This is a genomic window from uncultured Shewanella sp. (assembly GCF_947491715.1).
Lineage (GTDB): Bacteria > Pseudomonadota > Gammaproteobacteria > Enterobacterales > Shewanellaceae > Shewanella.
In genome coordinates, this window is record NZ_CANLKR010000024.1 from 19597 (window position 1) to 44233 (window position 24637).

The following is a 24637-nucleotide window of genomic DNA, read 5'->3' on the forward strand; positions in this document are numbered from 1 at the left end:
AACGTTTGCTATCTTGCATCACAATGAGTGAAGGACATAGCATGACGGCGTGTCAATTACGTTACCAAACCATAGAATTCGATAATATCGATATTCATTTACGAACATTAAAGGATAGAAATCAATTTGATGATCCTAATGGAAAAGCACAAGCACTCGGGATCTCTTCTGCCCAATGGCCGTTATTTGGTGTCATTTGGGATTCATCTCAAATCTTAGCCCATGAAATGGAGCATTATTGCATTGAAAATAAAAAAATTTTAGAAGTTGGTTGCGGTATGGCTTTATCCAGCATGCTATTAAAAAAGCGCAATGCCAACATTACCGCTACAGACTACCACCCAGAAGTTGAAGCATTTTTGCAAGAAAATATAAAATTAAACCAAAGTGGACATATTCCTTTTTTACGTACCAACTGGAAAGATACACAAGATAATTTGGGGTGTTTTGATCTTATTATTGGCAGTGATCTGCTTTATGAAAAAGAGCACATCAACCTTTTATCCGCTTTCATTCACCGGCACGCCAACCCACATTGTGAAGTGGTCATTGTCGATCCTGGTCGAGGAAACCATGCCGCTTTTAGCAGAAAAATGAAGCAACTTAATTATTCTTTTACCCCCTATCTCCCAAAAAGCGCTTACCCCCTATCACATGCTTTTAAAGGGAAGATATTGCATTTTCTACATCAAGATTAATGTTATTATCATCAAGGACAGCTTTTTCTTCTTCTCTTAAAGTCAAAACTTCAAAACCTGTTTCAGTCACCAAAACCGTATGTTCCCATTGTGCTGATAACTTTTTATCACGAGTCACCACAGTCCAACCATCTTTCTTTATTTTAACCTTTTCCTTTCCCTGATTAATCATAGGCTCGATAGTAAAGGTCATATTCGGTCTTAACTTCACCCCACTATTTGGACGTCCAAAATGTAATACCTGCGGCGCTTCATGCATTTCTCGCCCAATTCCATGACCACAATAATCCCTGACAACACTGTAGCCCGAATGCTCTACATGTGTTTGTATAGCATGACCCACATCACCAAGCGTAGCACCAGGTTTCACACTTTTAATACCTTTCCACATTGCTGCATAAGTGACATCCACCAGCTTTATCGCCAAAGGACTTGCCCCCGCTAACACATACATTTTACTCGAATCGGCAATAAACCCCTCTTTTTCAAGCGTAATATCTACATTAATAATATCAGTCTGTTTAAGCTTATAATGAAGACTAGGCACGCCATGGCAAACAACATCATTGACTGACGTATTTAACACATATTGATAACCATACTGACCTTTACTGGCTGGACGTGCTTGTAAATGATGAATAATAAAGTCTTCTACCTCATCATTAATGGCCATTGTCGTGATCCCAGCTTGAATAAAATTATCTAGCATGGCAAATACCTGAGCCAAAAGCTGACCAGATTGACGCATCAAAGCCACTTCCTCAGGTGACTTAAAACAAATGTCACTCATAGATCAACTCCCCCAAATCAACCTGTTCCTTTTCAAGTTCAAGCTTAATCAGTGATTGAAATGTCATAGACGGATTCAGTTCAGCCAACATGCCCATTTTTATCCAAAATTCAGCTTGAGCGTTAATCGAACGAGACATCACTTGGCTCGACTTCCTAATTTCTTCGTGTAATACATCTGAAATCTTGACTATACCCACGTTAATTGCCTTCGTTTATACGTTTTATAATGAAACATATACTAAATGTATAATTTTAACAAGGATAGTTTGCTGTGACAGTCCCTTAATTTAACCTGAATAACCTCATTTAAAACCAAATAAAAAACGTTTTATAATAAAAAATGCAATAAAATACGTTTAAAATAAGTAATAATTAGATATTATATGTAATTAAGTTGATAAAAATAATTAACACATTGAAGGATCACACCTCAAAGTAAACTTAACTTAACCACAAAACCACTTTTAATATAAAAAAAAGCGACTGTAATAAATAGATAAATTCTATTTATCACAATGGGAAATTAATTTTTATTATATTTCCATCAAAAAATCAACCTTACATTAAAAAAAAGAAACACGGAAAAATAAAAATATAAAAATATAAATCAACAACTTAAAATTAAATAATTTTAAAACCAAAAAATAGCAAGAGTCTCATTAACAATAAGAAGAAAACCTTCAATATTAATTACTTTATTATTTACAGGAAAAGATAAATACCGTTATATTGATTATCAGACATGAGTCACCATCAATATTCCACATTGATGAAGTTGAAAAAATCCAATAATACAAATAGTAATAATAAAAAGCATGGTAATACATATATAGAATATTGCTCAATCAACCATAAATAAACTGCTATTCAATATTCTCTTGTATCCCTCGCTATCCCCATAATAACGATAATTGAAGTAAGAGTTCACAATGACAAAGACAAGAGAAAAACATAAAATATCACTCTTTAGTGCTGTTTTACTATGTTGCACCTGTATGGTCGGTTCAGGTTGGCTATTTAGCTCCCAGTTAGTCGCTCAAAAAGCAGGAAACTATGCCTTTCTATCTTGGATAGTCGCGGCCATTATCATTATTGGAATAGGGATGTGTATTGCCAATGTGGTTTCCGATCATCCCCATCGAGGTGCAACCACTCGAATGAGTGCGATCAGTCACAATGCCACCTTTGGGATGCCTTTTGCTTTTGCAAACTGGTTTAGTGTTGCTGTAGTAATCGCAACAGAAGCCCAAGCAACAACCCAATACCTTGCCCCTTTTCTTGGTAAAGGCGTGATGCAAAATGGGGCGCTCACCCTCACAGGAAAAGCAATAGGCATAGGCCTACTCTGTGTCTATTTACTGATTAATTGGTACGGATTAAAACTCCTCGCACGAATCAATAACACCATTACCGTGTTAAAGATTTTTACGCCAGTATTTGTTATCGCCATTTTGTTAGCCTCTCACGTCGATATCAGTAATTTCACCCAAATAAATAATGCACATTATTCCCCAACAACCATTCTCACCGCGATTGTTTCTTCTGGTATGATTTACGCATTTAATGGCTTTCAAGTTGTTGCTTCTTTTGCAAGCGAAATTAAAAATCCAAAAAGAAATATTCCATTAACGATTTTAATCTCCGTCGGCATAGTACTTGCCTTCTATTTATTATTACAATTCGCCTTCATGGCTGCGATTCCTAAAGACATGCTTTCTCAAGGTTGGGCAGGGGTAAACATGGCATCTCCCATCGTTGGGTTAACTATGGTACTCGGATTGAACTTCCTAACCCTCTTACTCCTTTCTGATAGTATCATCGCACCTTCTGCTGTTGGGTATACCTATTTAGGCACCTCATCGAGAATGCTCTATGCCATGTCAAAAGAGAAACAAGCCCCCAGTTTCTTAAGTCGATACATTAATCCAAACAGAGGTTTTTCAGTTCCTTCTATGATGATTAATTTCACCATAGCAGTGGCCTTTTTATTACAAGCTCAAAGCTGGGCAGGCCTGATGGTCATCGTCACTATGCTACACTTGATTGGTTTTATGGCTGCGCCGGTGAGCATGTCAGCCCTAAAGCCCAAAACAAAACCATTTGGTTTAGTTATCTTTGTCACCATTACATTGCTCATGATGACCGTGCCTTCTCATGATATTCTATTAAGTAATCTAGTCATAACAGTTTTATCCATAAGCTACATGGTAATAAACGGCCGTAAACATATTAAAGAAAGCCTTATTTTCGGTACTCCAACACTCATTTTCTTCTGGTTAATCTATTTTAGCCATTCCATGATCATTGCTGCTATATTAGCCACGTTATTCTTTCTTTTCGTTACAAACTCTCGTTATGTGGATACTTGTAAGCAATTTAAAAATCTGCACAGAGAGCACAACAATCCCAGCGAAAAAATAGACAATAAAGAACACGCCACTCAAGTTTAAGTCCATTATACATGCCAGCTGCAATACTGATTGCAGCTGGCATCAATTTGTCAAATAAAAACTGTGCATCCATATCAACTCTCACTCACCTAACCGACTAATAATATCAGCATCGACTTCAATTACTGCCATAATAAATTCATAACTTACGCCTCATTTGGCCACGAATGTGACGACCATAGAAAATGCCTCATTCAAATACACACAAATTATCACTTTTAAGTAGCATTTTACTCTGCTGCACGAGCATGGTCGGTTCTGGTTGGCTTTTCAGCGCACAACTTCTGGCTAAGAATACTGGCAATTACGCCTTTATTACGTGGATTTTTGCTGCTCTATTTATTATTGCTATTGCATTATGCTTATCCCACGTTATCGCGCAATATCCTTATCGAGGCGTCAATGCAAGGATCACCGCCATTAGTCATAATGCTGTATTTGGGATCCCATTTGCCTTTTCAGCCTGGTTTGGGATTGCCATTGTTATCGCCACAGAAGCGCAAGCTTCTACGCAATATTTAGCCCCCTTTATGGGAGAGCTGATAATGGTCGATCGTCAATTGACTGGCTTAGGAAAAAGCCTTGGCGTTGCTTTCATTTGCTTCTATTTATTAATCAACTGGTATGGGATAAAACTATTATCTAAAATCAATAATATCATTACGCTTCTAAAAATTTTTACGCCTTTATTTGTAATAACAGTCCTTTTAGTCTCGCATATCAATACCGATAACTTTACTCAAATTGATAATAATCATTATTCAATGAGCGATGTCTTTCCAGCGATAGTCTCCTCGGGGATCATTTACGCATTTAACGGCTTTCAAATCATTACAGCTTTTGCCAGCGAAATCCGCGATCCAAAACGCAATATCGCACTGAGTATTGTGCTCTCTATTATCATCATCTTGATTTTCTATTTACTGCTTCAATTTAGTTTTATGGGAGCCATGCCCAGTGATAAACTCACACAAGGCTGGCAAGGCCTCAACATGAGCTCCCCCATCGTTGGACTCACTCTAGCCTTAGGGCTACATTTTCTTACTTTATTACTGCTGGTAGACAGTGTTATTACCCCCTCTGCTGTAGGATATAGCTTTTTAGGCAGTGCATCACGTATGCTCTATGGCCTGTCAAAAGAAAAGCAGGCACCACATTTTTTAAGTCGACAACTCCATCCGACAAAAAACATTTAAATTCCGGCTATGCTGACTAACTTTTTTATCGCCGTAATATTTTTAATGCAAGCCCAAAACTGGTCAGAGCTTATGGTCACTGTCACAATGTTGCACCTTATTGGTTACATGGCTGCCCCTATTAGTATGGCAGCCTTAAGCCCACACACTAAAATATTCGCCTTTCCCGTTTTTATTGCCACATCCATCATCATGTACACCCTCCCCAATAAAGACATACTGTTAGTCAATATATTATTATCAATATTATCAGTGAGCTACACCTTAACACAAGGAAAGGAACAGTTGAAAAACAGCCTACTTTTCAGCTCTCCTTTCGTCATTTTTCTTTGGCTATTATATTTTAACGAAGTTTTATGGGGGCACATTATTATCTCAGTGCTCTTTTTTTTACTGGTGACCGACTCCCGTTATGTCACACTTTGTAGACAGCACCAAAAACACCCACAAGAGGATCACTCAACCGGTAACCCAGCTTGATGTTCTTGGATCAGCACAGCCATATTCATTTTTGCACGAGATTGAACTTGCACCAATGATTCATTTGCTCTCATCGGCTCTACTATCTCATAATAACATTTCACTTTTGGCTCAGTTCCAGATGGTCTAACAATAACACGCGCCCCTTTTTCCAATTGATAAATCAACACATCACTGAGTGGAAGCGATAATAATTCTGTACTGCCATCAAGATTGAAACGTCTCGAAAGACTCAAGTCATCAATGGATAAAACGGTTAAATTGGCAATTTTTTCAGGTCGATGTTCTCGTAAATAAGCACCAATATTCGGCGTGCTCTCTTGCAGTGCGATACTGACTTGCTCATTAAGATGAAAACCATACTTTTGATAAATATGATAAAGACGATCCCAAATAGTTTGCCCTTGGCTGGCAAGTTCAGCGGTGAGTTGCGTAAAGGCCAATAATGCAGAAAGTCCATCTTTATCTTTAACCATCCCGCCAATGCAATAACCTAAGGCTTCCTCATAAGCGAATAAAAATTGCCGTTCAGGCAGGCTTTCAGCCATCGCTACATTCATTAACCACTTAAAACCCGTCAGCGTGATACAGCAATGTCCATTAAAATCAGCAGTAATTTTCGCCAACAAACTCGAAGACACAATAGTCGTACAGATCAATCGTTGATAAGGAGCAGAAAAACTCAACAAATAATGTCCTAACAACACTCCAACTTGATCACCTGTTAACATTTGATATTCATCATCAAGCCTTAATGCCACAGCAAAACGGTCTGCATCAGGATCGTTGGCACAAGCTAACATGGCTTGCTGTTTTCTCGCCTGTGCTATGACTAAATCCATCGCGCCTTTTTCTTCAGGATTAGGAAAATTCACTGTTGGAAAATGACCATCTGGCTCACGCTGCTCCTTTACACTGTATACCGCATCAAAACCCGCCTCTTTCAATAAGGCCTCTGCCAATTCAGCCCCCACGCCATGCATGGCCGTGTAAGCTAAGCTCACTAATGATGGCTGAGTATGATTACTCAGCTCTTTTGATTGTAATATCGCCCTCAAATACGTTTGATAAAAGACTTCATCAAGTTTCTCTGCCTTTTTACCTTCAACACCAATGTTTAATGATTGCCTAAAGAGGGGTTTCCTTGCCGCTTCTTCAATACACGCAGCAATGCCAGTATCATGAGGTGCAATAATTTGCGCCCCATTCTCCCAATACACTTTATAACCATTGTACTCAGGAGGATTATGGCTCGCCGTAATCACCACCCCCGCAGCAGTCTTTAAATGCAAAACCCCAAAGGCAACGAGAGGAGTAGGCGCTGTTTGATAAGTAAGATATACGTTAATGCCCATTGCCAATAGCACATCGGCCGCATCTTCGGCAAACTGTTTAGAGTCATGACGACCATCATAACCAATGATGACACCTTTATTTTCAGCATGCTCAATATGCTGCATCAAGTATTTTCCTAACCCTGCTGATGTTTGTTGTACCACTAAACGATTCATTCGCATTGGACCCGCCCCCACTTTCCCTCGAAGACCTGCTGTACCAAAGGCTAATCGGCTTGAGAAACGATCTAGCAGTTGTGATTCATTACCTTCATCAATCAAATGCTGCAACTCTTGCTGCGTATTGACATCACAATCCCATTCAAGCCATTGCTGCACACTTTGCATTAATTTTGTATTCATCAAATTTCCCCTTATCAGATCGCGTTAATTGTCCATCAAGCTTATGAACGCAATAACATGAGATTAGTTTAGATAACTATACCCATAGTGTAATGAATTGATGTAAAATATGAGCCGAAATAAAAACTATCTGCGTGATCTATGCCCGCCTCAAAACAAGAAATTCACATTAAAATCGATAGCCAACAACAAGACGGCCTAAAAATCCTTGCCGACACTGCTAACCTTTCGCTACAAACCCTTAAGAAGTGCATGAAAAAAGGTGCGGTATGGTTAACCAGAGGAAAACAAACTCAACGTTTAAGGCGCGCGAAAAAACACTATTGCATCAATGATGAACTTCATCTTTATTACAATGAAGATGTGCTCAATGAAACCGTGTCAGCTGCGAAATTATTATTTGACGAAGGAGAGTATAGTCTGTGGTATAAGCCTTATGGTATGCGATGCCAAGGCTCGAAATGGAGCGATCACACCACTATTCAGCGTTTTGTGGAAACTCAAACAACACCCTGTCGTCCCGCCTATATCGTGCACAGATTAGACAGAGCAGCCACAGGGCTTATCATTATTGCCCATAGTAAAAAAATGGCTGCAGCACTGGCCAAGTTATTCGCATTACGCACACTTAAAAAATATTACTATGTCATTGTTGAAGGTGATATTCGAAACGGCTCGCATTTAATCCCATCATTAGGTGAAGCGAAACAACAAAAACAACTGACCATTTCTACTCCCGTCGATAATAAAAAAGCCATTTCTTATATCGAACCTGTTGAGTACTGCTTAGATAAAAATCAGTCATTGGTGAAAGTCACCATAGAAACGGGTCGAAAACATCAAATTAGAATCCATATGGCCAGTATTGGGCATCCCGTTGTCGGCGATAGGCTTCATGGACATGCAGGCAGCAACAGTATCAATTTACAACTCACCTCTAGTTTTTTTGAATTTATTTGTCCACTCACCCATCAGCAGAAACAATTTTTGCTGCCTGAACATTTCAGGCCAAGTCTGAAATAGCACCTTAATCGCTATTCTATACCCGTGAGCACTCTTGGCATAAAACAGCGACCCTATTCAATCACCCTTCACTTTTTCATCTCTTTTTCCCTGATTTCTCAGAGTAAAGCACTATAAATGTATGATGAAAAATCAATGATATAAAAATTTAAAGTTGATAATAAGGGTAATCAGTATAACCCTTATCATTACCACCATATAAACTTGTTGTGTCTACCGTATTCAAAGGCCAACCATTACGGATCCGCTCAGGCAAATCCGGATTAGCGATAAAAGGACGCCCAAAACCAAAGATGTCACCAAAGCCTTGATCGAATACATGCTGCGCTTTTTCGGCTGAATAACGACCCGCATACATGATACAGCCATTAAAGATATCACGCACATCTTGATAGAAATCCACAGGCAGATCAGGCGCATCATTCCAATCAGCTTCCGCCAATGATAAATAAGCAACCCCAGCTTCATTTAACACTTTAATGGCTTCGATGTAGGTTGTATGAGGATCACTCTCGACTAACCCCAAATAGACACGATCTTCATCCGTACTCTCAAATAAGGGAGCAAAGCGTACCCCTAATCGATGACTGCCTACAGCTTCAGATACTGCGGCCACAACTTCTTTTAAAAAGCGCAAGCGATTAGTTAAATTACCACCATATTCATCATCGCGACGATTGGTATGTTCAGAGATAAATTGATTGACCAAATAACCATTTGCACAATGTAACTCGACACCATCAAAGCCTGCTTCGATTGCATTTCTTGCCGCCTGAGTATAGAAGCGAACTAAATCTTTTACTTCATCAGTACGTAATGCCCTCGGCACACTCGGACAAGTCAATTCACCTTTTCCCGGTCCCGTTTCAACGAAGACCTTCACTGCATCGGCACGAATAGCCGAAGGGGCAACAGGTGCTTCTCCACCGGGTTGCAAAGAGGTATGTGACACTCGCCCCACATGCCAAAGCTGTGCAAAAATAATCCCCCCTTTCGCATGCACCGCCTTTGTCACTTTCTTCCAACCTTCTATTTGTGCTTGTGAATATATACCTGGTGTCCATGCGTAACCTTGCCCGCGAGGTTCAATTTGTGTCCCTTCAGTCACCATAAATCCAGCTCCCGTTCTCTGTTGATAATAATCAGCCATTAATGCATTAGCAATATTGCCCGGTTGAGTACTGCGTGAACGTGTTAATGGCGGTAAGACGAAGCGATTTTTCAAAGTATATTGACCCAACTGGACTTCACTAAATAGTGCGGTATTGCTCATGATGACTTCCCTAATAGAAATGACATTAAAAATATTGAAACTATCGATCGATAGCGAATGATAAGAAAATTAAGATACAATTAAAAACAACTAATAATTGTTTTAGATACCATTAATTTTGGTTATATTAATATGAACGTCGTTAATGCCATTTGAACTAGGATCTATAAGAAGAAAGGAATAAAATAAATCAATATAAACAATTTTATATGACTATCATATATTATCAATGAAAAGATAAAAGTGACTTTAACGAGAATAAGCCCGCTGTGTAAAAAACAATCCCATTTAAATAGTGTAAAATCTCGCTTCAATGATTTAAAAATACAAAATTTAATCGAAAGCTAAACGCTTTTAGGCTCAAAAATATTAAAACGAGATAAATTCGAACATTCAAATTTATCTCGACAGTTTATGCCTCTTATGTGAGCTTATCTAAATGCAGCAATGGCATTGGTGACAAGACTTAAGGCTTTTTGAGCATCAGCATCACTGCGACCACAGGCATAACCAGATGTACACGTCCTATCAGGATCCGAAAATACCGCTAACTGATTAGTCGTGTTAAATTCATGCGGGTACCCCATGATTGTTGAAAATTCATAATCAACACCATAGCCCACACCATAATCATACACTCCACCGACAGCGCCTTGTTTAACCGAATGACCTAGACCCATGTTATGCCCAAGCTCATGGATAAATGTCATGGTTGTATTACCGCAGTTTGTCCCTGTAACATTGAAAGCATAACTGTCGTAGTTACTATAATCAAATGGGAAAATCTTCATGCCATATATATCGCCAGCGATACCACATGTCACAAAGCCATTCCCTGCAGGTGCGTAGGAACCAAATACCACAACGAAATCTTCTTTATATTCATCCCTCCAATTTCGAATAGTTGAATCTCGATAAATGCTTCTAAGACTCGCAGTTGAAGCAATAATATTCTGATCTAATCCATAAGGCGTCGCCGATAATTTTAAATTAATGGATAAACCACTATTCGCATAATATTGATTCGCAGTCGCCACCATATTTGAAATTTCTGCCTGAATATCAAAACTTCTGCTCGCAGCATCAGGCGTATAATAAGCACCAACGATAACATCCGTTGCCAATGCTGATGTCGACATTAATGCCGAAATTGATAGGCCTAATAATGCTTTTTTTGTAATAACATTTATCATAATAACTCTCCGTAAATTTATTTTTATAATAATTTTTATAGATTTTATTTTTATTTATAGACTTGCACTACTTTAGTCATTTATAGATCTACTACATGATCATTAATTTAACTTCACCTCCATTGATACTCTATAGTTTTAATTAACTTGTTATTAGATTCATTATTATGCTTTATCATTGAATCTCGATTCTTTCTTTATTCATTCCACTAGCCATAGGTTTCAGCACTTCTTGATGTTCATGTTCATAGTCATGTGGATTATCCGTACTATTATTTTCGATGGAATCCATAATAACATCACGACTTAAATCATTCGTTTCAGCCATCCATGCATATTGACCATTGCCCTGCATGACATATATTCCATCCGGCGTCGATACATTGGCATAAATAGCACGCTCATTAATTGTGAATACTGAGCTATATATCATATCTTGATCAGGCACTAATGCTTTAATCGTTTTATTACCAAATTGATCTTCAAATGTATCATTTACTTCAATATCATAAAAAATATCTAACTCAGGTATATCTAATCGGAAAGTATCTCCTATATTTAATGCCAACAGCTCTTTAGCATTTATATTTAAATAAACTTCTCCTTCAAGGTTTTCTCGAAGTTTACCAGATGCTTTTAAGACATCCTCAGCCTCTGGTGATGACAAAAACATGAGCTCATCAATATACTCACCTTCTTTAAGTACTTTTTCCTCTAAGTCCTCATCAACAGTAAAATGTTGTTTTTCTTTTGATAATACAGGTACAACCTTTGAATTTGACATAAGCTCTTTAGTCGAAACAATATTGACCTTAGAGGATAAATTGTCTTCGTTCGTATGACTAATTTTTAAGTCATATAGATAAAAACCAAGGGAGCAGATGGTGATCATACTTCCCATAATGAATACTTTTTTTCTCATAAAAAGTCCCCTATTAAAATCTATTACTACTATACTGTTACCATCATAAAAACAGTATTATTAAAAACACAATCGGCAACTTCAATATTTAAAAACCACACATATCAATGACCATTAAATATTTTATGAAATAAATTCTTGAAAATAACATTGACCAAACTTTTTATCGTGATTAATAGATAACGAATACTGTCAGTGTATAAAACCTATTCGCACTTACTTTGTTGATAATTCAAATCTACCTTTATGTTATATCGATGTAAAACGATAATTACATCGCAATACTTTATTATTTAATTAAACTTAAAAAAAGATATAAACACTTATAAATTATGTTTGATACTCATTTAAAATGGGAAATCACACCTATTCTGGTTTATAACACCAAATAAAAACAGCTTGTCAGCGACTATTTTCACTTTCATTTTCATATAGAGACCTCACAACGGAAAAACTAACCTGATGAAAACAATGTAAAAAAAAGTAAATCACTGTAAACAATATATAATTAATATATGTTATTCTAATAATGCATTAACGTATTTAAGTATATTGCAAATCAGACAAAAAGCAGTAATTAACACTAATTAAAAGTGAATCATCAGAGTATAACGTTAAGTTGCGCGTAATTTTGAACCATTACAGCTATACAATTATTTTTGAACTTTTTATTAAACTTTAGTTAATGTTACGGTTTTGGATCCGCGCAACGACATTGATCAAAAATACAAACACCTTTAGGGGCTATAGGATCACTTCGCTTTAGTAGCGCAATGAGTTGGCTACATCAAATATTCTGATGATACTGGGATTGTTGACTTTGATGATCCCCTATTAGAAATACAATTCAGTCACATTCAGTGAGGAAGAATCAACCGGCTCCCCAAGAGGTTAAGCCCAATGAAAAATATCAGCCCATAATCATCAATATTTCACTCTCATTGCAGCCTGAAAAAAGAAATGTCGCCATCGAATATGGAAATAACAGCAATAAAAAGTTAAATCGTTACGACAAGAGATAGCTTTTCGATTCCAGTCAACATTCACGCAGTCTATCTCAAATTAAATAACACTTGACGTTACTGTACCTAGCTTGAATACTTACACCTTTAAAAGATAGACCGCATTACTGAAAGGAATCAGCCATGCACCAAGCATTATTACAAGGACATCCCATTGATGAAAACAGTGTCAGTGGTGTAAAAATAAGTGAATTATATATTTGCTTTAAAAAACAAAAAGTTTTTCATCATCATACTGAAATTATATTATCAGACTTATCATTTCAATTATTAAAAACATTGCTCTTGCATTCTCCGGTTCCTCTATCATGTGACACATTACTCACTTTAGTATGGAAGAATGTGATCACTGGAGAAGAAAATGTCAAGCAAAGGATAAGTTTACTGCGTAAGTCTTTAGCGCCCTATCAACAAAGCCTGTCTATACAAAATCGGCGGGGACAGGGGTATTACATAGATAACGCATTAACTTGGATTAAATCCGCTCCGCCAAAAAGAAAATCAAAATACCTTTCTTTGCATCAATATACCGTGATCAGCTTGACAATACTTTTGAGTTTAATGAGCTTGGCTTTTATTAAGATTAAAGGCACTAACCAAGTCTCATTGGATATGAGTATCGATAACAGTGTACGGCTGGCTAAAAAGCAAGTAGATTTGGCTTTTTGTCTTGATGGACTCGATGATTACATCGAAATTGAAGACCAAGATAGACTCGATATACAGGAAGAGGATTTTGCTATCGATACTTGGATCCGCACACAAGCGATGGGCCAAAGAGTCATTGTCGATAAACGCTTTGAAGATCAAGAAAAAGATGTCAAAGGCTATGTACTCTATATCGATGACGGTTTACTCTCTTTTCAACTCGCCACCGGCAATGGTACTTGGTATTGTTTGCAACCTCACTCTTCTTGTAGCCTTTATCATTCAAATGGCTTTATCGCCGATGGTGACTGGCACCATATCGCCGTGTCCATTGATCGAGATAGCCCTCAAGGCATGCGTTTTTATCTAGATGGAAAACTGATTGCCATCGCCGATCCCACTGACAGAATGACATCACTGGCAAATGATAAACCACTCAGAATAGGCAGTCGCTCTTCTTATACTACAGGCTTATTCAAAGGGGCTATCGGCGCAATTAACCTCTATCACAGACAATTAAGTCAACATGAAATCAGCAGTCTCTTTAAGCAAGGCAATCCTAGACGTTGCTACAGTATTGCCACCAAAGGTGGTGTATAACCCACAACCTTAATTCAATTCACCATCATTCCACCCAACTCGGGATCTTCCCGAGTATATTCTCACACTCTTTATACCGATATACCGACATAAAAATCACATTAAAAATATGACTATTTTGTGACCAAAGAAAACAATATATTGCATAAAAACAGACAATTAAAAAGGTAACAGCACTTTTACCTTATTTTTATTTTGTTTTACTGTTAATACAACTTCCATTCTACCAATCTCATACTCCAACAGAGTTAAGGCTCTTTAGGAGATAAGCAACACCCAATTGATAAACAATGAAACACAATCAATTTTAATTTATTTCTGACACTCATTATTTCGTGTCCAGATTAATTACATTTTTATTCTTTAACTATAAGGAGGTAGTAATGAAAAAAGTGGTAGCGGGTCTTTTTTGTGGTTTTGCTCTGCTTGTAATGATTCTTGTCACCTTTTATAACGACGACAAAGCGCAAAAGCCAAGTCTCGTTAATGAGAATGACGCCGAGCAGCAAATATCATTAAGTAAAAAGAGTGATAAGCCTGAGTGGAATTGGGATTCAAATGAAATGCTTGCTGAGAGTGTTCATTTAGATGGTCATCATGATATCAAAGAAGCACTAAAAGAAAAAAAACAGTCACAAATCGTCAATAAGCTATCTGAGCTTGATAGTGAAATAGCAAGATTATTTCTAGCACTTGATGACGTAAAGGTTGTAGACACCTTAGATCATCAAAGCTTAGAGGCACTCAATGAAAGGCTGAGTCAATTTTATATGGATCACGATATTGTTAACAGGATCAATAATGGCGGCGTTAACGGAGATGATAGGCAAGCCGTTTCCATGTTGTTTGCCTATACCGCCAAACTCAGGGAATCAATATCGGAAAAAAATATCGCAGTATTAACATCTCAAGTTAATCAACTGCAAGAAGACATTAACAGTGGCGAGTTTCCCTTACCGCAACCATTGTCCTTGGCTCAGCGACAGCTCATAGAACAGCAGGTAACAGAAAATTACCAACAACGCCTGTTAGAACGAGAGGCCAGAAGAAAAGCAGAAGACGAGCAACTGGCTGAAGAAGAAATCGCATTTTTAAGTGGTAAATAAGAGTGATAAATAAGAGTCGTAAATATGAATGGTAAATAAGAATCGTAAATAAGAATCGTAAATAAGAATTGTAAATAAGAATCGTAAATAAGAATGGTAAATAAGAGCAGTAAATAATAGTCGTAAATAAGAATGGTAAATAATTTTTGTATCGAGGCTCAACAGCACTTGGTACAGAAAGAGTATGTTTGGCAAATGTGCCGCCGAACATTTTTAATGAGTGTCATTATAAAGGAATATATACATGAGTGTTAATTTTAAAAAATTGCTACTAGCAAGTGTTATCTCTGTGGCGGGAGGACAGGCATTTGCAACGCCTGTTATTAATCCAGATTATGAAAGTGATGTAAACGTGCCGAGTAGTCATGTTGATAGCACTCGATGGTTTCACGGTGCGAGCAGTACTGACATATATATTGCGCCACCTGAAAAAGGTGCCGTATCACTCACAAGTTACGCACCACAAAATCCAAGTTATTGTACTGATTTGGCCATTGTCAGAGCCAGTGAACAAAATGCAAACACCATGCTTGTTTTGTTAAGTGAGCAGTTATTTGCAAATATGGTTGATTATGGATTGTATGAGTTTGAGCTAGACGACAGTGGTCGCCCAGTCATTGAAAATAATTTGCCTGTCTTTCGTCTCGATAACAATGGCCTGAAAATTCCAACAGATTTCAAGGTTGAAATAGATACCGCTGGCGCACAAGTGTCTCATACAAAAGCGGTCATGGATATCGCTAAGAGGGCGGTGAAAGATGCAGAAGATAATGAGCGAGCAGCGGAAAATGCCCAGATAGATGCGAAAGATGATTTTTATCAATGCCGAGAAGATGCAGATTATCGAGGAGTAGATTGGCGTGATTATTGTTCTCTCGAGTATGAGGATTACAAATTTGCAAGAGATGAGTACACCCTAGCAAGAAACGTCTTGCGAGATACTCAAGACAGTTTTTACGATGCAGAGTATGAGTATGAGACAGCAGACGGTATTTTGGATGGCTTTGAAGATGAACTCCTTGAGAACGCCGGCAGAATTCAAAGTATGAGGATGTTAGTAACTCAGGAGAAAGTCTTTCTTGCTGGCATGTATAAAGAGATCGCAGGCATTTATGGCGGTCAGCTTAATATGGAATACCAAACGCTTTGGGGTGATGAAATTGCGGCCTTTGCAGCACTTAACCCCGGAAAAAATATTCGCCGTGTCGATGTCTATAATCCGGTGATTTCAATTGGTACGTCACCAGAAATTTTGGTGAATAGCCCTGGACTTGCTAGCGCACCCGGTCTTGCCTGGACCTATTTAAATATTGGTGGTATAGGTGCCAGACACGATTTTGAAGATATGCCTGATGGTTTAGGTGAGGGCCCTGAAGATAATGTTTTAAATGGATGGTCAGATAGTTTTACCGGCCAGACGGGTCTGTTGTTAAGATCTTCTTGCACAATGATTGAAGGGACTGATGGCTTACCTCAGGATGAAAAGTTCGCCGTCTACGCCAATAATTTTAGCGAGTATTTAGCCCCCAAAATTGCCTATTCATTTGATGTCAGAGCCAATGCGTCTTATGAAGCGACTTATAACCGCAGTGAGTTTTTAAAAGTGGTTAAAAAAGTCACTCAATCACGTGGTTTCTTTAACAGTAGCAGCAAAAACGAAGTCACAGAAGAATTTAAAGATAGCCGAGCGTTTGAAATGACCTTTACCGCCGATGCCGTTAATGACAAGCTTAGTGATGATGACAAAAAAGCGCTGACAGAGGTTGTTCGTGCTCGGTTGCTTACAGATGTGCTTGATGCAGTCGGTCGTCGAGGTATGGTAGAAGATCCTAATCTGGACTTTGTACCAGTGCCTGAGTCTTATACCGTTCAGCTTTCCAATCAACTTCAGCGCACTTGCCTATTTGGTTGGGGTTATCGGTGCTGGGGTGGATGGTTTTTCTATGGTATAGGCTCCATTTGGGGGGGGAGTTCTACTGCGATGACATCCTATGAGCAAAGCCATGATTATGAGTCAAGTGAAACAGTCACTGACTATTTCTTTATTAACTATGACTACGCCATTAACTTTCCCCCAGAGCGAAGTGAATAGTCGCTAAAGGGATTAAAAGGGATCTGGATAAACTGGGTCCCTTTTACTTATGTTGAGAAAGTTAATCGTTACATCAAAAATAAATGATTATTTCTCAATTAATAATGCATTGAAAAATTAACATAAATTGGCGGTTTAAATATGGACATTAAAGCAAGAGAATTCACCCTCAGACGATGTTTCCCTCAGCTTCTACTTGGCATCCTGGGGATGTTGAGCGCTGCTAACACCCATAGTGTGTCAGCAGTTAATGCAACATCCAATCAAGCTTACGCAGGCTATGAGTTGATTAGTCGCACCGTGTTCAGCGATGAAAGATCCTGTGAAACCATAGAGCAGGCAAAGCTGGATTTAGAATATTCGATTATGCTTAATGAGGTATACCGTCAGCAGCGTGAACAGAAACAACTAAGCTTTGACCAAAAAACAGCCCAGTTACAGTTGCAAACAAGTCAACTAGAGGCGTTTACTCTCAATAGGCTTGAGCGAGTACAAACGCTTTTATTGGCTCACGAGCACCTTGAGCGATTGCAAGAAGAAACAGCACAGGCAAAACAGCTTTATCGTGAATGTACTCGGGAAGATTGTAGCGCTGAATATCAACACTATAGAGATCTTCGAAAAAGAGAAAGAGACTATGAACAGGGCACAGTTAACCCATTAGAGGCTATCATCGCTGATCTTGACAGGGATATTTATCGACTAGAGGCTGATATTGTAGACCTTGAAAGCGACGTTTATGATCTGGCGCAGTTTTTATCCCAAGCAGATGCTGCTGCAGCGGATCTTAGTGAAAAACAGGCACTGTATACGGCCACGTTTGAATCGATGGGTGAATTGACTCAATTTAGAGGATATGGCGATATCGAAGCGTTTGATTTTGTAAACACTGCCAGATTATTATTACATCGAGAGCAAGCTTACCCCCCAGTTAACGGCGTACCGATAGGTATTGTGAGTAGCATTGAAACACTCGCGACACCATTAATCGGTAATGTCATGCCAGAAGGCGTTTTTGAGTGGCCTTTGACAAACGACTCCAGCAATATAGCCACTGAGCTACACACTCTACTTAACCAAACCTTTAATGCTGATCTTTATATTGATGAACACTATACTTGCGATATTTCACATGAGGGAGATGTTGAGGCGTTTATTCCGACCTTTTCACTGATGGTCAATGTGGCGGAAGATATAACCTTGTTAAATCAATACCGCATCAGTGTTGATCCACAGCTTGCTGTTGATGAGCTTGCTACTTTGATAAAGGATGTCGCTTATCTCTCTACTGCGACTCTGGAGACGTTTTCTTTTTCAGAGTCAGCATTTTTGGTTGAAGCGATAACTGTATCAGATGAAACAGAAGCCGACTTAATACCGGGGTTATTAGCGCGTGATTTTCTTCATGCCTTGCTTGACCAATTCGCGGTTCCTGCACCCGATATTGACAATGTTCAATGCACTTCACAGATGATGAGTTCAGGATGTCAATTAGCGGGTTGGTGGCTAAACGGTCTAAATGCAGAAGACTTACCCAATGTGACGACCTCACCTTATACCATTGAACTCAGTGACACCGTCAAATTGAGTGAGCGTATTTTTCTTTCTATGACTAAGGATGCTCCGCTTCCATGATTGGTGCCAAAGATGAAGTACGGGTAAATAGTGAGTGTATGATGGCGTCGAAATAAGGGCCAGTTCAATTTGGATTCAATTTATCTCGATTTAGTCGACCCTTGGGTGCTCTTCGTCATCATTACTCACTCGCCTCAAAGATTATGGCAGAATACTTAACCTGAAAGATGGCGACACCGCCATTATCCTGATGGTATAAAGAAAATCCAACTAAACGTCATTCAACCACAAAAGATCAACCCCCTTGTAATGGTCAATATTCATTGGCCATTACAAGCCGCATTTTATAACACATGCTGCATATGCTTAAGGTCTTAACATTGTGATATTAATGTCATCATATGTGTATACTTTCCCACCGTTTTTTTTCATGAATCTATCGGCATCTTTCTTCATGGCAAAGCTGGCCAGTGTTTTCCCCATGGAGCCTAATTTGCTCGACCCTACCACATACCAAGCGGTTCGAGCATCAATAAAGTCACTGTCTTGAGGCGCTTCCCATGGAGTTTTTCCCATATCATGAACATAAACCTCTTTTATTTGATATTGATATTCGGGATCGAGCAAAAAGCTAAATAAATCTAATGTGGAACAAAACTTCTTCACCTTAGTCGAAGTTTTAGTATAAGCCTCTCCCTTAGGTCCTGGAAAGTTAACAATAATCATGCCACAAAGATGACACTCATCTTGCGGCCCAATCTTTACCGCAGGATGGGCGGATTGAGCAGAAGGATCACCGCAAGCAACAATAAACAACAGCATAATCAAACTAAACAGGCTTTTTATATAACAGCACTTCATAATGTCTTCCTCTTTAATATCAATGCAGCAATCAGCAAGGGAAGAATAATCCAACTTAACATCGCAAACATTAACATCGATGATGATAAATTCGAATTAATTGCCACAGCCAAGACCCCATTAATATCCTCCGTCATTAAGCTAGCAAAGTTAATCAATCGAAATAAATCAGCGGGGTTCAATAACATCACATTCACCATTTGTTCCTGCGTTAATCCCTCTTTTATGCCAATCAACATGGCTAACAAGGCGAAATCGAAAACAAAAATAAAGAAGAACCAAACAATCAGTGACACTCCAACAGCCTTTGAGACTTCATTTACCGATAAACTGATCACATAAGCAATGCTAATAAAACACAAGCCGAGTAAAATTGCCGTGCCAATAAACAGACTAAAAGCTGGAATAATATTGTCTAAAGAAGACTGCATAAGCAGTAATACCATAGCACTGCCAAATCCTAAGCAAGTCGATAAACTGATGATCAGTCCATGGCCTAAAAATTTACCAAAAAGTAATTGATTGGGGCTTATTGGATAGGTAAATAATAATAGTAATGTACCTGACTCTTGCTCTCCGACAAATGCATCGTATGAAAGCAATAGCGTAATTAAAGGAATAAGGAAAACGGCCAGACTCGACAAACTCGCCATAATAGACGAAATCGATGTAAATTGAAGTTCCCCTGAAATAATCGCTCCGTAATAACTTAACCCTAAAGATAAGATTGAAAATATAATCGTAATAGAGACAAACCAACGATTTCTGACTCCATCTTGAAATTCTTTTATTGCGATCGTTAAAATTGTCCCCATTATTTCCCCCCAATAATGTCAGATTGCTGAGTTGTCATTAAGTAATATTGATACAGTGACTCTAAACTCGGTGAATCGATATTAAAATCATGCAATGTCTCATACTTTAATAGCGCTTTCATTGTTGGTATTTTATCTTTTTCATTCACTTTTAAGATGGAAGGTGTCACTAGAAAATGTCGCAGCTCCTCATCATTTTTAAGATAAGCATCAATACCTTGAGTTTTAATTTTAATGGGCAAATTAGCCTGTTCTCTCAATGCATCTACAGTTCCCATCGCAACTATCTTTCCTTTACTCAAAATTAAGGCTTTATCGATATAAGGTTCAAGCCCCCGTAGTACATGCGAGCATAAAAGAATACTGGCACCATCACGCCTTAACATTTCCACACTCTGATAAAACTCATGGGTTGCAATAGGGTCTAACCCCACAGTCGGTTCATCTAACAACAGTAATTTAGGCCGCCCTAAAAAGGCTTGAGCGAGCCCTAAGCGTTGTCTCATACCTTTGGAATAGGTTTTAACAGGATCATTCATTACAGAATAAAGCTCAACCTGCTTCAAAAGTTCAATGACTTGGGTACGATTGACAGACTTAAGCCTCGCAAAAAAAGTCAGCACTTGTTTTGCGCTTAATTGCTCATAAAGTTTGACGTTTTCCGGTAAATAGCCAATATTTTTACGAGTGGAAATGGCCGTTGCTAAATAAGGATTTAAACCAAAAACATTCACCTCTCCCTGAGTCGCATTAATGACACCTAGAATCAACTTCATCATTGTCGTCTTGCCTGCACCATTATGGCCCAACAATCCCAGTACCTCCCCCCTATTAACTTGTAAGCTAATATTATTTAAAGCCTGATTTTCCTTATAAAAATGACTCACATTTTTCAGTGATACAATTGTTTTCGTCATAATTGGCTGCTTATCTGTTTACTTAAATCATTATGGATAGGGTGAGTTAAATTGCATCATAGGGAAATCATCTTGGATCCCCTGTGATTGAAACAAAGGAAATTGGGCTTGTATCCATCTCAACATCAATATGGCAGGACTATTAATTAAGATCTGTGTTTCTGGATATTGCCAAATCAGTTTATCGATCCCATCATTAGGTTTAAAAGGAGTATCACCGATACCATCTTGATTTAAATCCCAACCTAAATAATTATTCCAATAATTTCCTTGTCCGTTTAAACTCCATTTTTCAAGTCGATTAGCAACAAACTTTACTTGCTGCCTATTATTAATAAACGCATTATTAAATATGTTATTATTCTCTGATCCCGCAGTCAGATTAAAACCAATTTCGGCATTTTCGATGATATTATGACTAATCACATTATTATATGAATTATAAATAAAGAAGCCTTTACCATCACGCCCAATCACTTTATTTTCAGGTTTTGTGACAATATTTTTTACTGTATTATGACGAATAGTGGATGACGTAATAAAATTCATTAAAATACCATAATCTTCACAATCCCTGCTGATATTATTTTCAACAATAAGTGATTTTGAGCTCATCAATGCATATCCCGCACGTGCTTGATAAACCACATTCCACTCTATTTTATTGCTATGGGAATACATGTAATGAATACCATAACGTAAATCATGCATTACATTTTTATCAATGATATTATCTTGGCTCGAAATAATATAAATACCATCTCGAGTGTCACTGATCTCATTGCCTATCACCTCGACATTCTTAACAACGGATAACTGTATTCCATTACCTCTATCCGATGAACGTAAAGAAGGATCACCTTTAATAGTATTCCCAACCACATTGATATCTTTCCCTTTTTGTAACCAAACACCAAAACCGGGACCTCTTAGTGTATTGTTACGAATAATGATATTACTGACTCTAGCATCAAGATAAATCCCCGCATTTTGCTCCGTTAAATCATCCCCCCAATTAATAATAGTCAGTTCTTCAATAACCACATTTCCACTTTTTAGCAATAAGCCATGCCCTCTCCCTTGGGCATCAATCACCGCTTTTTGGTGACCATTAACAGTCACCGCTTGAGTGATGATAAAGTTGCCATAAAAAACACCTTCCATTAATGAAATGGTATCGCCTTCTTTTGCCACATCTAAAATGGCTTGCAGATCCGCTTCAGGATCCACACGAATAACGTCAGCAACACTAACATGGGAATACAAGGACAGTATTAACAATAATAACGTCCTAGTATTTCCTCTATAGTTAAACAAGGTTAAAAAAAATAAATACATGTGATGCCCATTAAGCTTCGACTAACATTCTGCCTCTCATCTCCATATGTAACGCATGGCAAAACCAATTACAGTAATACCAATACACACCCGGCTTATCAGCCACAAAGGTTATTGAAGACGTTTCATAAGGACTTATTTCCATCTGCACACCATAATTGGTCACACAAAACCCGTGTGTGACATCCACAACTTGTTCAAGGTTAGTCACCACAACGGTAACAACATCACCCAACTTAACCTTAAACTCTGTCAGCCCAAATACAGGCGCAACAGACGTCATGTATACGTTAACCTTATTACCCTTGCGAATGACTGTATTATCCGTCATGACATCCACGCCATCGGCTTTAGCCATCTCGATTGTTTCTGCAAAAATAGGATCATTACGGTCCCAGATTTTTTTAGGATGGACTTTACTTCTGTGTACCATAATACAGTCATGAGGCTCAGCAAAAGCGGGACCATCATGCACTAATTTCATTTCATCACCAGAAATATCAATGAGTTGATCATTTTCAGGATGTAAGGGTCCCACAGGTAAAAAACGATCTTTAGAAAACTTAGATAAACAAACTAACCATTTTCCATCAACATCACGTGTTTCTCCTTGAGAAGTATGGTTATGCCCTGGTTGATACTGTACATCGAGTTTTTGACGAATATAGTTAACCTTTTCGCCTTGATGCGCTTTTATTGCGTCCGCAACACTCCATTTAGCGATTTGGCTATCAATGAATAATGTCGTATAGGCATTACCTTTATTATCAAAGGCGGTATGTAATGGTCCTAATCCGAGTTCTGGCTCGGCGACAATCGTTTCTCTCGGTTTTATTTTGTCATTAAAAAGAGCATCCAACTTGGCAATCGCAATAACAGAAACCGTAGGAGATAACTTTCCATTCGCCACAAAATATTGACCATCCGGTGACGTATTTAATCCATGAGGCGATTTAGCAATGGGAATGTAGCGTGTCAGTTTCGACCCTTTTCGGCCATCTAACACTGGAATTTTATTGCCATTATAGAGGGTAAATTCTCCCGCTTTAAGCGCAGCTTCACATCGTTCTAGATTAAAAACCACCACATGATCACGCTCAGCACTGATCATTTCTCCTAACGTCACTCCATGCTCGGAGTTATAACAGGTTGAAGCAAAGTACTTACCATCAAAATCCGCATCGGCATTGTCAAGGTTACCATCCACCATCACTTGAAATGCCACTTCCATTTTTTCCGCATCAATCATATTAAACACTGAACGATAACTATCCACATCTTCTAATGATGCTTTACCGTCATTATTCATTGGAATTTCAAATTCACCATTACAAAAGACATACTTGGTTTCAGGGACTTTTTGCACTCTTAAGCCATGAATAGCTTGCGCATTCGGCACCGTTAATATTTTGTCCGTTTTCATGACATCACAACGAATACGCGCGACTCTAGAATTTGATTTATCGTTTATAAAAACATACTTCCCGTTATAACGCCCATCAGTCATACTCATATGAGGGTGATGAGCATCCCCCACCATTATATTCGCGCTGTCACCTTTAATACGTTTACTTTCATTGGTTAACCCCCAGCCTGTAGCACTATCAAAATTAAAAACAGGAATACGCATGAGTTCACGCATCGATGGCACCCCTAAAATACGGATCTCCCCCGATTGCCCCCCACTCCAAAAACCATAATATTCGTCTAATTCACCAGGATTGACTGTCGAACCATGTTCATTTTCTTTTCCCTTTGCTTGGGCCAATGAACTAAACATCGCAGCACTCAGCGGCGCCGCCACAGCACCTGCACCAATCACAGCCGTTTTACTCATAAAATGACGTCTGTCTTTATTTTTAAGCGTTAATTCACTCGATTTCTTCTGAGTGTCATCATTATTACTCATTGCACCACTCCCTTTTAAAATAAATCATCT

20 protein-coding genes are annotated in these 24637 nt (G+C 38.4%); 9 read left to right on the forward strand and 11 right to left on the reverse strand.

Going from position 1 to position 24637, the window contains the following annotated elements; translation table 11 throughout:
* Positions 1–41 precede the first annotated feature (41 nt).
* On the forward strand, positions 42–698 hold the full coding sequence (locus Q0779_RS15880) for a methyltransferase domain-containing protein (protein ID WP_298773994.1): 657 nt from the start codon (positions 42–44) through the stop codon (positions 696–698).
* Here Q0779_RS15880 and map read toward each other — a convergent pair.
* Together map and Q0779_RS15890 are read right to left on the reverse strand one after the other, a co-directional pair.
* Positions 661–1488: a type I methionyl aminopeptidase gene (map, locus tag Q0779_RS15885; RefSeq protein ID WP_298773996.1), complete on the reverse strand. Its 828-nt coding sequence runs from the start codon at positions 1486–1488 to the stop codon at positions 661–663. The genes Q0779_RS15880 and map overlap by 38 nt on opposite strands.
* Complete coding sequence (locus tag Q0779_RS15890; RefSeq protein WP_298773999.1) at positions 1481–1687, reverse strand: ParD-like family protein; 207 nt, start codon at positions 1685–1687, stop codon at positions 1481–1483. Before Q0779_RS15890 ends, map begins: the two co-directional genes overlap by 8 nt.
* A gap of 732 nt (positions 1688–2419) precedes the next feature.
* On the opposite strand from Q0779_RS15890, the gene Q0779_RS15895 reads away from it, so the two are divergent.
* From Q0779_RS15895 to Q0779_RS15905, 3 genes are all read left to right on the forward strand, one after another.
* Entirely contained in the window at positions 2420–3940 is a 1521-nt protein-coding gene (locus Q0779_RS15895; protein WP_298774000.1) for an APC family permease, read from the forward strand.
* Positions 3941–4125: 185 nt separating this feature from the next.
* Entirely contained in the window at positions 4126–5136 is a 1011-nt protein-coding gene (locus Q0779_RS15900) for an APC family permease (protein WP_298774002.1), read from the forward strand.
* An 87-nt stretch (positions 5137–5223) separates the two neighbouring features.
* A complete protein-coding gene (locus Q0779_RS15905; protein WP_298774004.1) occupies positions 5224–5616 on the forward strand; it encodes a hypothetical protein in 393 nt (130 codons plus the stop codon).
* Here Q0779_RS15905 and Q0779_RS15910 read toward each other — a convergent pair.
* Entirely contained in the window at positions 5592–7313 is a 1722-nt protein-coding gene (locus Q0779_RS15910) for a phospho-sugar mutase (RefSeq protein WP_298774005.1), read from the reverse strand. The two genes, Q0779_RS15905 and Q0779_RS15910, sit on opposite strands and share 25 nt — an antisense overlap.
* A gap of 141 nt (positions 7314–7454) precedes the next feature.
* Here Q0779_RS15910 and Q0779_RS15915 point away from each other — a divergent pair, with 141 nt between their 5' ends.
* Positions 7455–8336, forward strand: coding sequence for an RNA pseudouridine synthase (locus Q0779_RS15915; protein ID WP_298774007.1), 882 nt, complete (start codon positions 7455–7457; stop codon positions 8334–8336).
* A gap of 148 nt (positions 8337–8484) precedes the next feature.
* On the opposite strand, the gene Q0779_RS15920 is transcribed toward Q0779_RS15915, so the two are convergent.
* From Q0779_RS15920 to Q0779_RS15930, 3 genes are all read right to left on the reverse strand, one after another.
* Positions 8485–9609: an alkene reductase gene (locus Q0779_RS15920; protein ID WP_298774008.1), complete on the reverse strand. Its 1125-nt coding sequence runs from the start codon at positions 9607–9609 to the stop codon at positions 8485–8487.
* 431 nt (positions 9610–10040) lie between these two features.
* Entirely contained in the window at positions 10041–10802 is a 762-nt protein-coding gene (locus tag Q0779_RS15925) for a M12 family metallo-peptidase (RefSeq protein ID WP_298774009.1), read from the reverse strand.
* A gap of 175 nt (positions 10803–10977) precedes the next feature.
* Complete coding sequence (locus tag Q0779_RS15930) at positions 10978–11724, reverse strand: hypothetical protein (RefSeq protein WP_298774011.1); 747 nt, start codon at positions 11722–11724, stop codon at positions 10978–10980.
* Positions 11725–12869: 1145 nt separating this feature from the next.
* Between Q0779_RS15930 and Q0779_RS15935 the strand changes: the two genes are divergently transcribed.
* The 4 genes from Q0779_RS15935 to Q0779_RS15950 all read left to right on the forward strand — a co-directional run bounded on the left by Q0779_RS15935 (position 12870) and on the right by Q0779_RS15950 (position 18827).
* Entirely contained in the window at positions 12870–13994 is a 1125-nt protein-coding gene (locus Q0779_RS15935; RefSeq protein ID WP_298774012.1) for a LamG-like jellyroll fold domain-containing protein, read from the forward strand.
* Positions 13995–14377: 383 nt separating this feature from the next.
* Positions 14378–15100, forward strand: a complete 723-nt coding sequence (locus Q0779_RS15940; RefSeq protein ID WP_298774013.1) for a hypothetical protein — start codon at positions 14378–14380, stop codon at positions 15098–15100.
* 244 nt (positions 15101–15344) lie between these two features.
* On the forward strand, positions 15345–17192 hold the full coding sequence (locus Q0779_RS15945; RefSeq protein ID WP_298774016.1) for a hypothetical protein: 1848 nt from the start codon (positions 15345–15347) through the stop codon (positions 17190–17192).
* A 210-nt stretch (positions 17193–17402) separates the two neighbouring features.
* Positions 17403–18827 carry a hypothetical protein gene (locus Q0779_RS15950; RefSeq protein ID WP_298774018.1) on the forward strand — a complete coding sequence of 475 codons (1425 nt, stop codon included), beginning with the start codon at positions 17403–17405 and terminating at the stop codon, positions 18825–18827.
* A 306-nt stretch (positions 18828–19133) separates the two neighbouring features.
* Here the strand turns inward: Q0779_RS15950 and Q0779_RS15955 are convergent, their stop codons facing one another.
* The 5 genes from Q0779_RS15955 to nosZ are packed head-to-tail and all read right to left on the reverse strand — an operon-like array spanning position 19134 to position 24607.
* The gene (locus Q0779_RS15955) at positions 19134–19628 is read right to left on the reverse strand and encodes a nitrous oxide reductase accessory protein NosL (RefSeq protein ID WP_298774019.1); all 495 of its coding nucleotides are present in this window, start codon (positions 19626–19628) and stop codon (positions 19134–19136) included.
* Positions 19625–20443 carry an ABC transporter permease subunit gene (locus Q0779_RS15960; RefSeq protein WP_298774020.1) on the reverse strand — a complete coding sequence of 273 codons (819 nt, stop codon included), beginning with the start codon at positions 20441–20443 and terminating at the stop codon, positions 19625–19627. Before Q0779_RS15960 ends, Q0779_RS15955 begins: the two co-directional genes overlap by 4 nt.
* Positions 20443–21360 carry an ABC transporter ATP-binding protein gene (locus Q0779_RS15965; RefSeq protein WP_298774022.1) on the reverse strand — a complete coding sequence of 306 codons (918 nt, stop codon included), beginning with the start codon at positions 21358–21360 and terminating at the stop codon, positions 20443–20445. The genes Q0779_RS15960 and Q0779_RS15965 overlap by 1 nt, the downstream gene beginning before the upstream one ends.
* Positions 21361–21390: 30 nt before the next feature.
* Complete coding sequence (gene nosD, locus Q0779_RS15970) at positions 21391–22698, reverse strand: nitrous oxide reductase family maturation protein NosD (protein WP_298774024.1); 1308 nt, start codon at positions 22696–22698, stop codon at positions 21391–21393.
* 10 nt (positions 22699–22708) lie between these two features.
* Positions 22709–24607, reverse strand: a complete 1899-nt coding sequence (nosZ, locus tag Q0779_RS15975; protein ID WP_298774026.1) for a TAT-dependent nitrous-oxide reductase — start codon at positions 24605–24607, stop codon at positions 22709–22711.
* Positions 24608–24637 lie beyond the last annotated feature (30 nt).

What these genes read in the sequence shown, in the direction of transcription:
- Q0779_RS15955 (WP_298774019.1), bottom strand. Translation starts at nt 19,628, where the DNA reads ATGAAGTGCTGTTATATAAAAAGCCTGTTTAGTTTGATTATGCTGTTG.
- Q0779_RS15925 (WP_298774009.1), bottom strand. Translation starts at nt 10,802, where the DNA reads ATGATAAATGTTATTACAAAAAAAGCATTATTAGGCCTATCAATTTCG.
- map (WP_298773996.1), bottom strand. Translation starts at nt 1,488, where the DNA reads ATGAGTGACATTTGTTTTAAGTCACCTGAGGAAGTGGCTTTGATGCGT.
- Q0779_RS15960 (WP_298774020.1), bottom strand. Translation starts at nt 20,443, where the DNA reads ATGGGGACAATTTTAACGATCGCAATAAAAGAATTTCAAGATGGAGTC.
- nosD (WP_298774024.1), bottom strand. Translation starts at nt 22,698, where the DNA reads ATGTATTTATTTTTTTTAACCTTGTTTAACTATAGAGGAAATACTAGG.
- Q0779_RS15905 (WP_298774004.1), top strand. Translation starts at nt 5,224, where the DNA reads ATGTTGCACCTTATTGGTTACATGGCTGCCCCTATTAGTATGGCAGCC.
- Q0779_RS15880 (WP_298773994.1), top strand. Translation starts at nt 42, where the DNA reads ATGACGGCGTGTCAATTACGTTACCAAACCATAGAATTCGATAATATC.
- Q0779_RS15895 (WP_298774000.1), top strand. Translation starts at nt 2,420, where the DNA reads ATGACAAAGACAAGAGAAAAACATAAAATATCACTCTTTAGTGCTGTT.
- nosZ (WP_298774026.1), bottom strand. Translation starts at nt 24,607, where the DNA reads ATGAGTAATAATGATGACACTCAGAAGAAATCGAGTGAATTAACGCTT.
- Q0779_RS15950 (WP_298774018.1), top strand. Translation starts at nt 17,403, where the DNA reads ATGTTGAGCGCTGCTAACACCCATAGTGTGTCAGCAGTTAATGCAACA.
- Q0779_RS15945 (WP_298774016.1), top strand. Translation starts at nt 15,345, where the DNA reads ATGAGTGTTAATTTTAAAAAATTGCTACTAGCAAGTGTTATCTCTGTG.
- Q0779_RS15965 (WP_298774022.1), bottom strand. Translation starts at nt 21,360, where the DNA reads ATGACGAAAACAATTGTATCACTGAAAAATGTGAGTCATTTTTATAAG.
- Q0779_RS15920 (WP_298774008.1), bottom strand. Translation starts at nt 9,609, where the DNA reads ATGAGCAATACCGCACTATTTAGTGAAGTCCAGTTGGGTCAATATACT.
- Q0779_RS15915 (WP_298774007.1), top strand. Translation starts at nt 7,455, where the DNA reads ATGCCCGCCTCAAAACAAGAAATTCACATTAAAATCGATAGCCAACAA.
- Q0779_RS15935 (WP_298774012.1), top strand. Translation starts at nt 12,870, where the DNA reads ATGCACCAAGCATTATTACAAGGACATCCCATTGATGAAAACAGTGTC.
- Q0779_RS15900 (WP_298774002.1), top strand. Translation starts at nt 4,126, where the DNA reads ATGCCTCATTCAAATACACACAAATTATCACTTTTAAGTAGCATTTTA.
- Q0779_RS15940 (WP_298774013.1), top strand. Translation starts at nt 14,378, where the DNA reads ATGAAAAAAGTGGTAGCGGGTCTTTTTTGTGGTTTTGCTCTGCTTGTA.
- Q0779_RS15930 (WP_298774011.1), bottom strand. Translation starts at nt 11,724, where the DNA reads ATGAGAAAAAAAGTATTCATTATGGGAAGTATGATCACCATCTGCTCC.
- Q0779_RS15910 (WP_298774005.1), bottom strand. Translation starts at nt 7,313, where the DNA reads ATGAATACAAAATTAATGCAAAGTGTGCAGCAATGGCTTGAATGGGAT.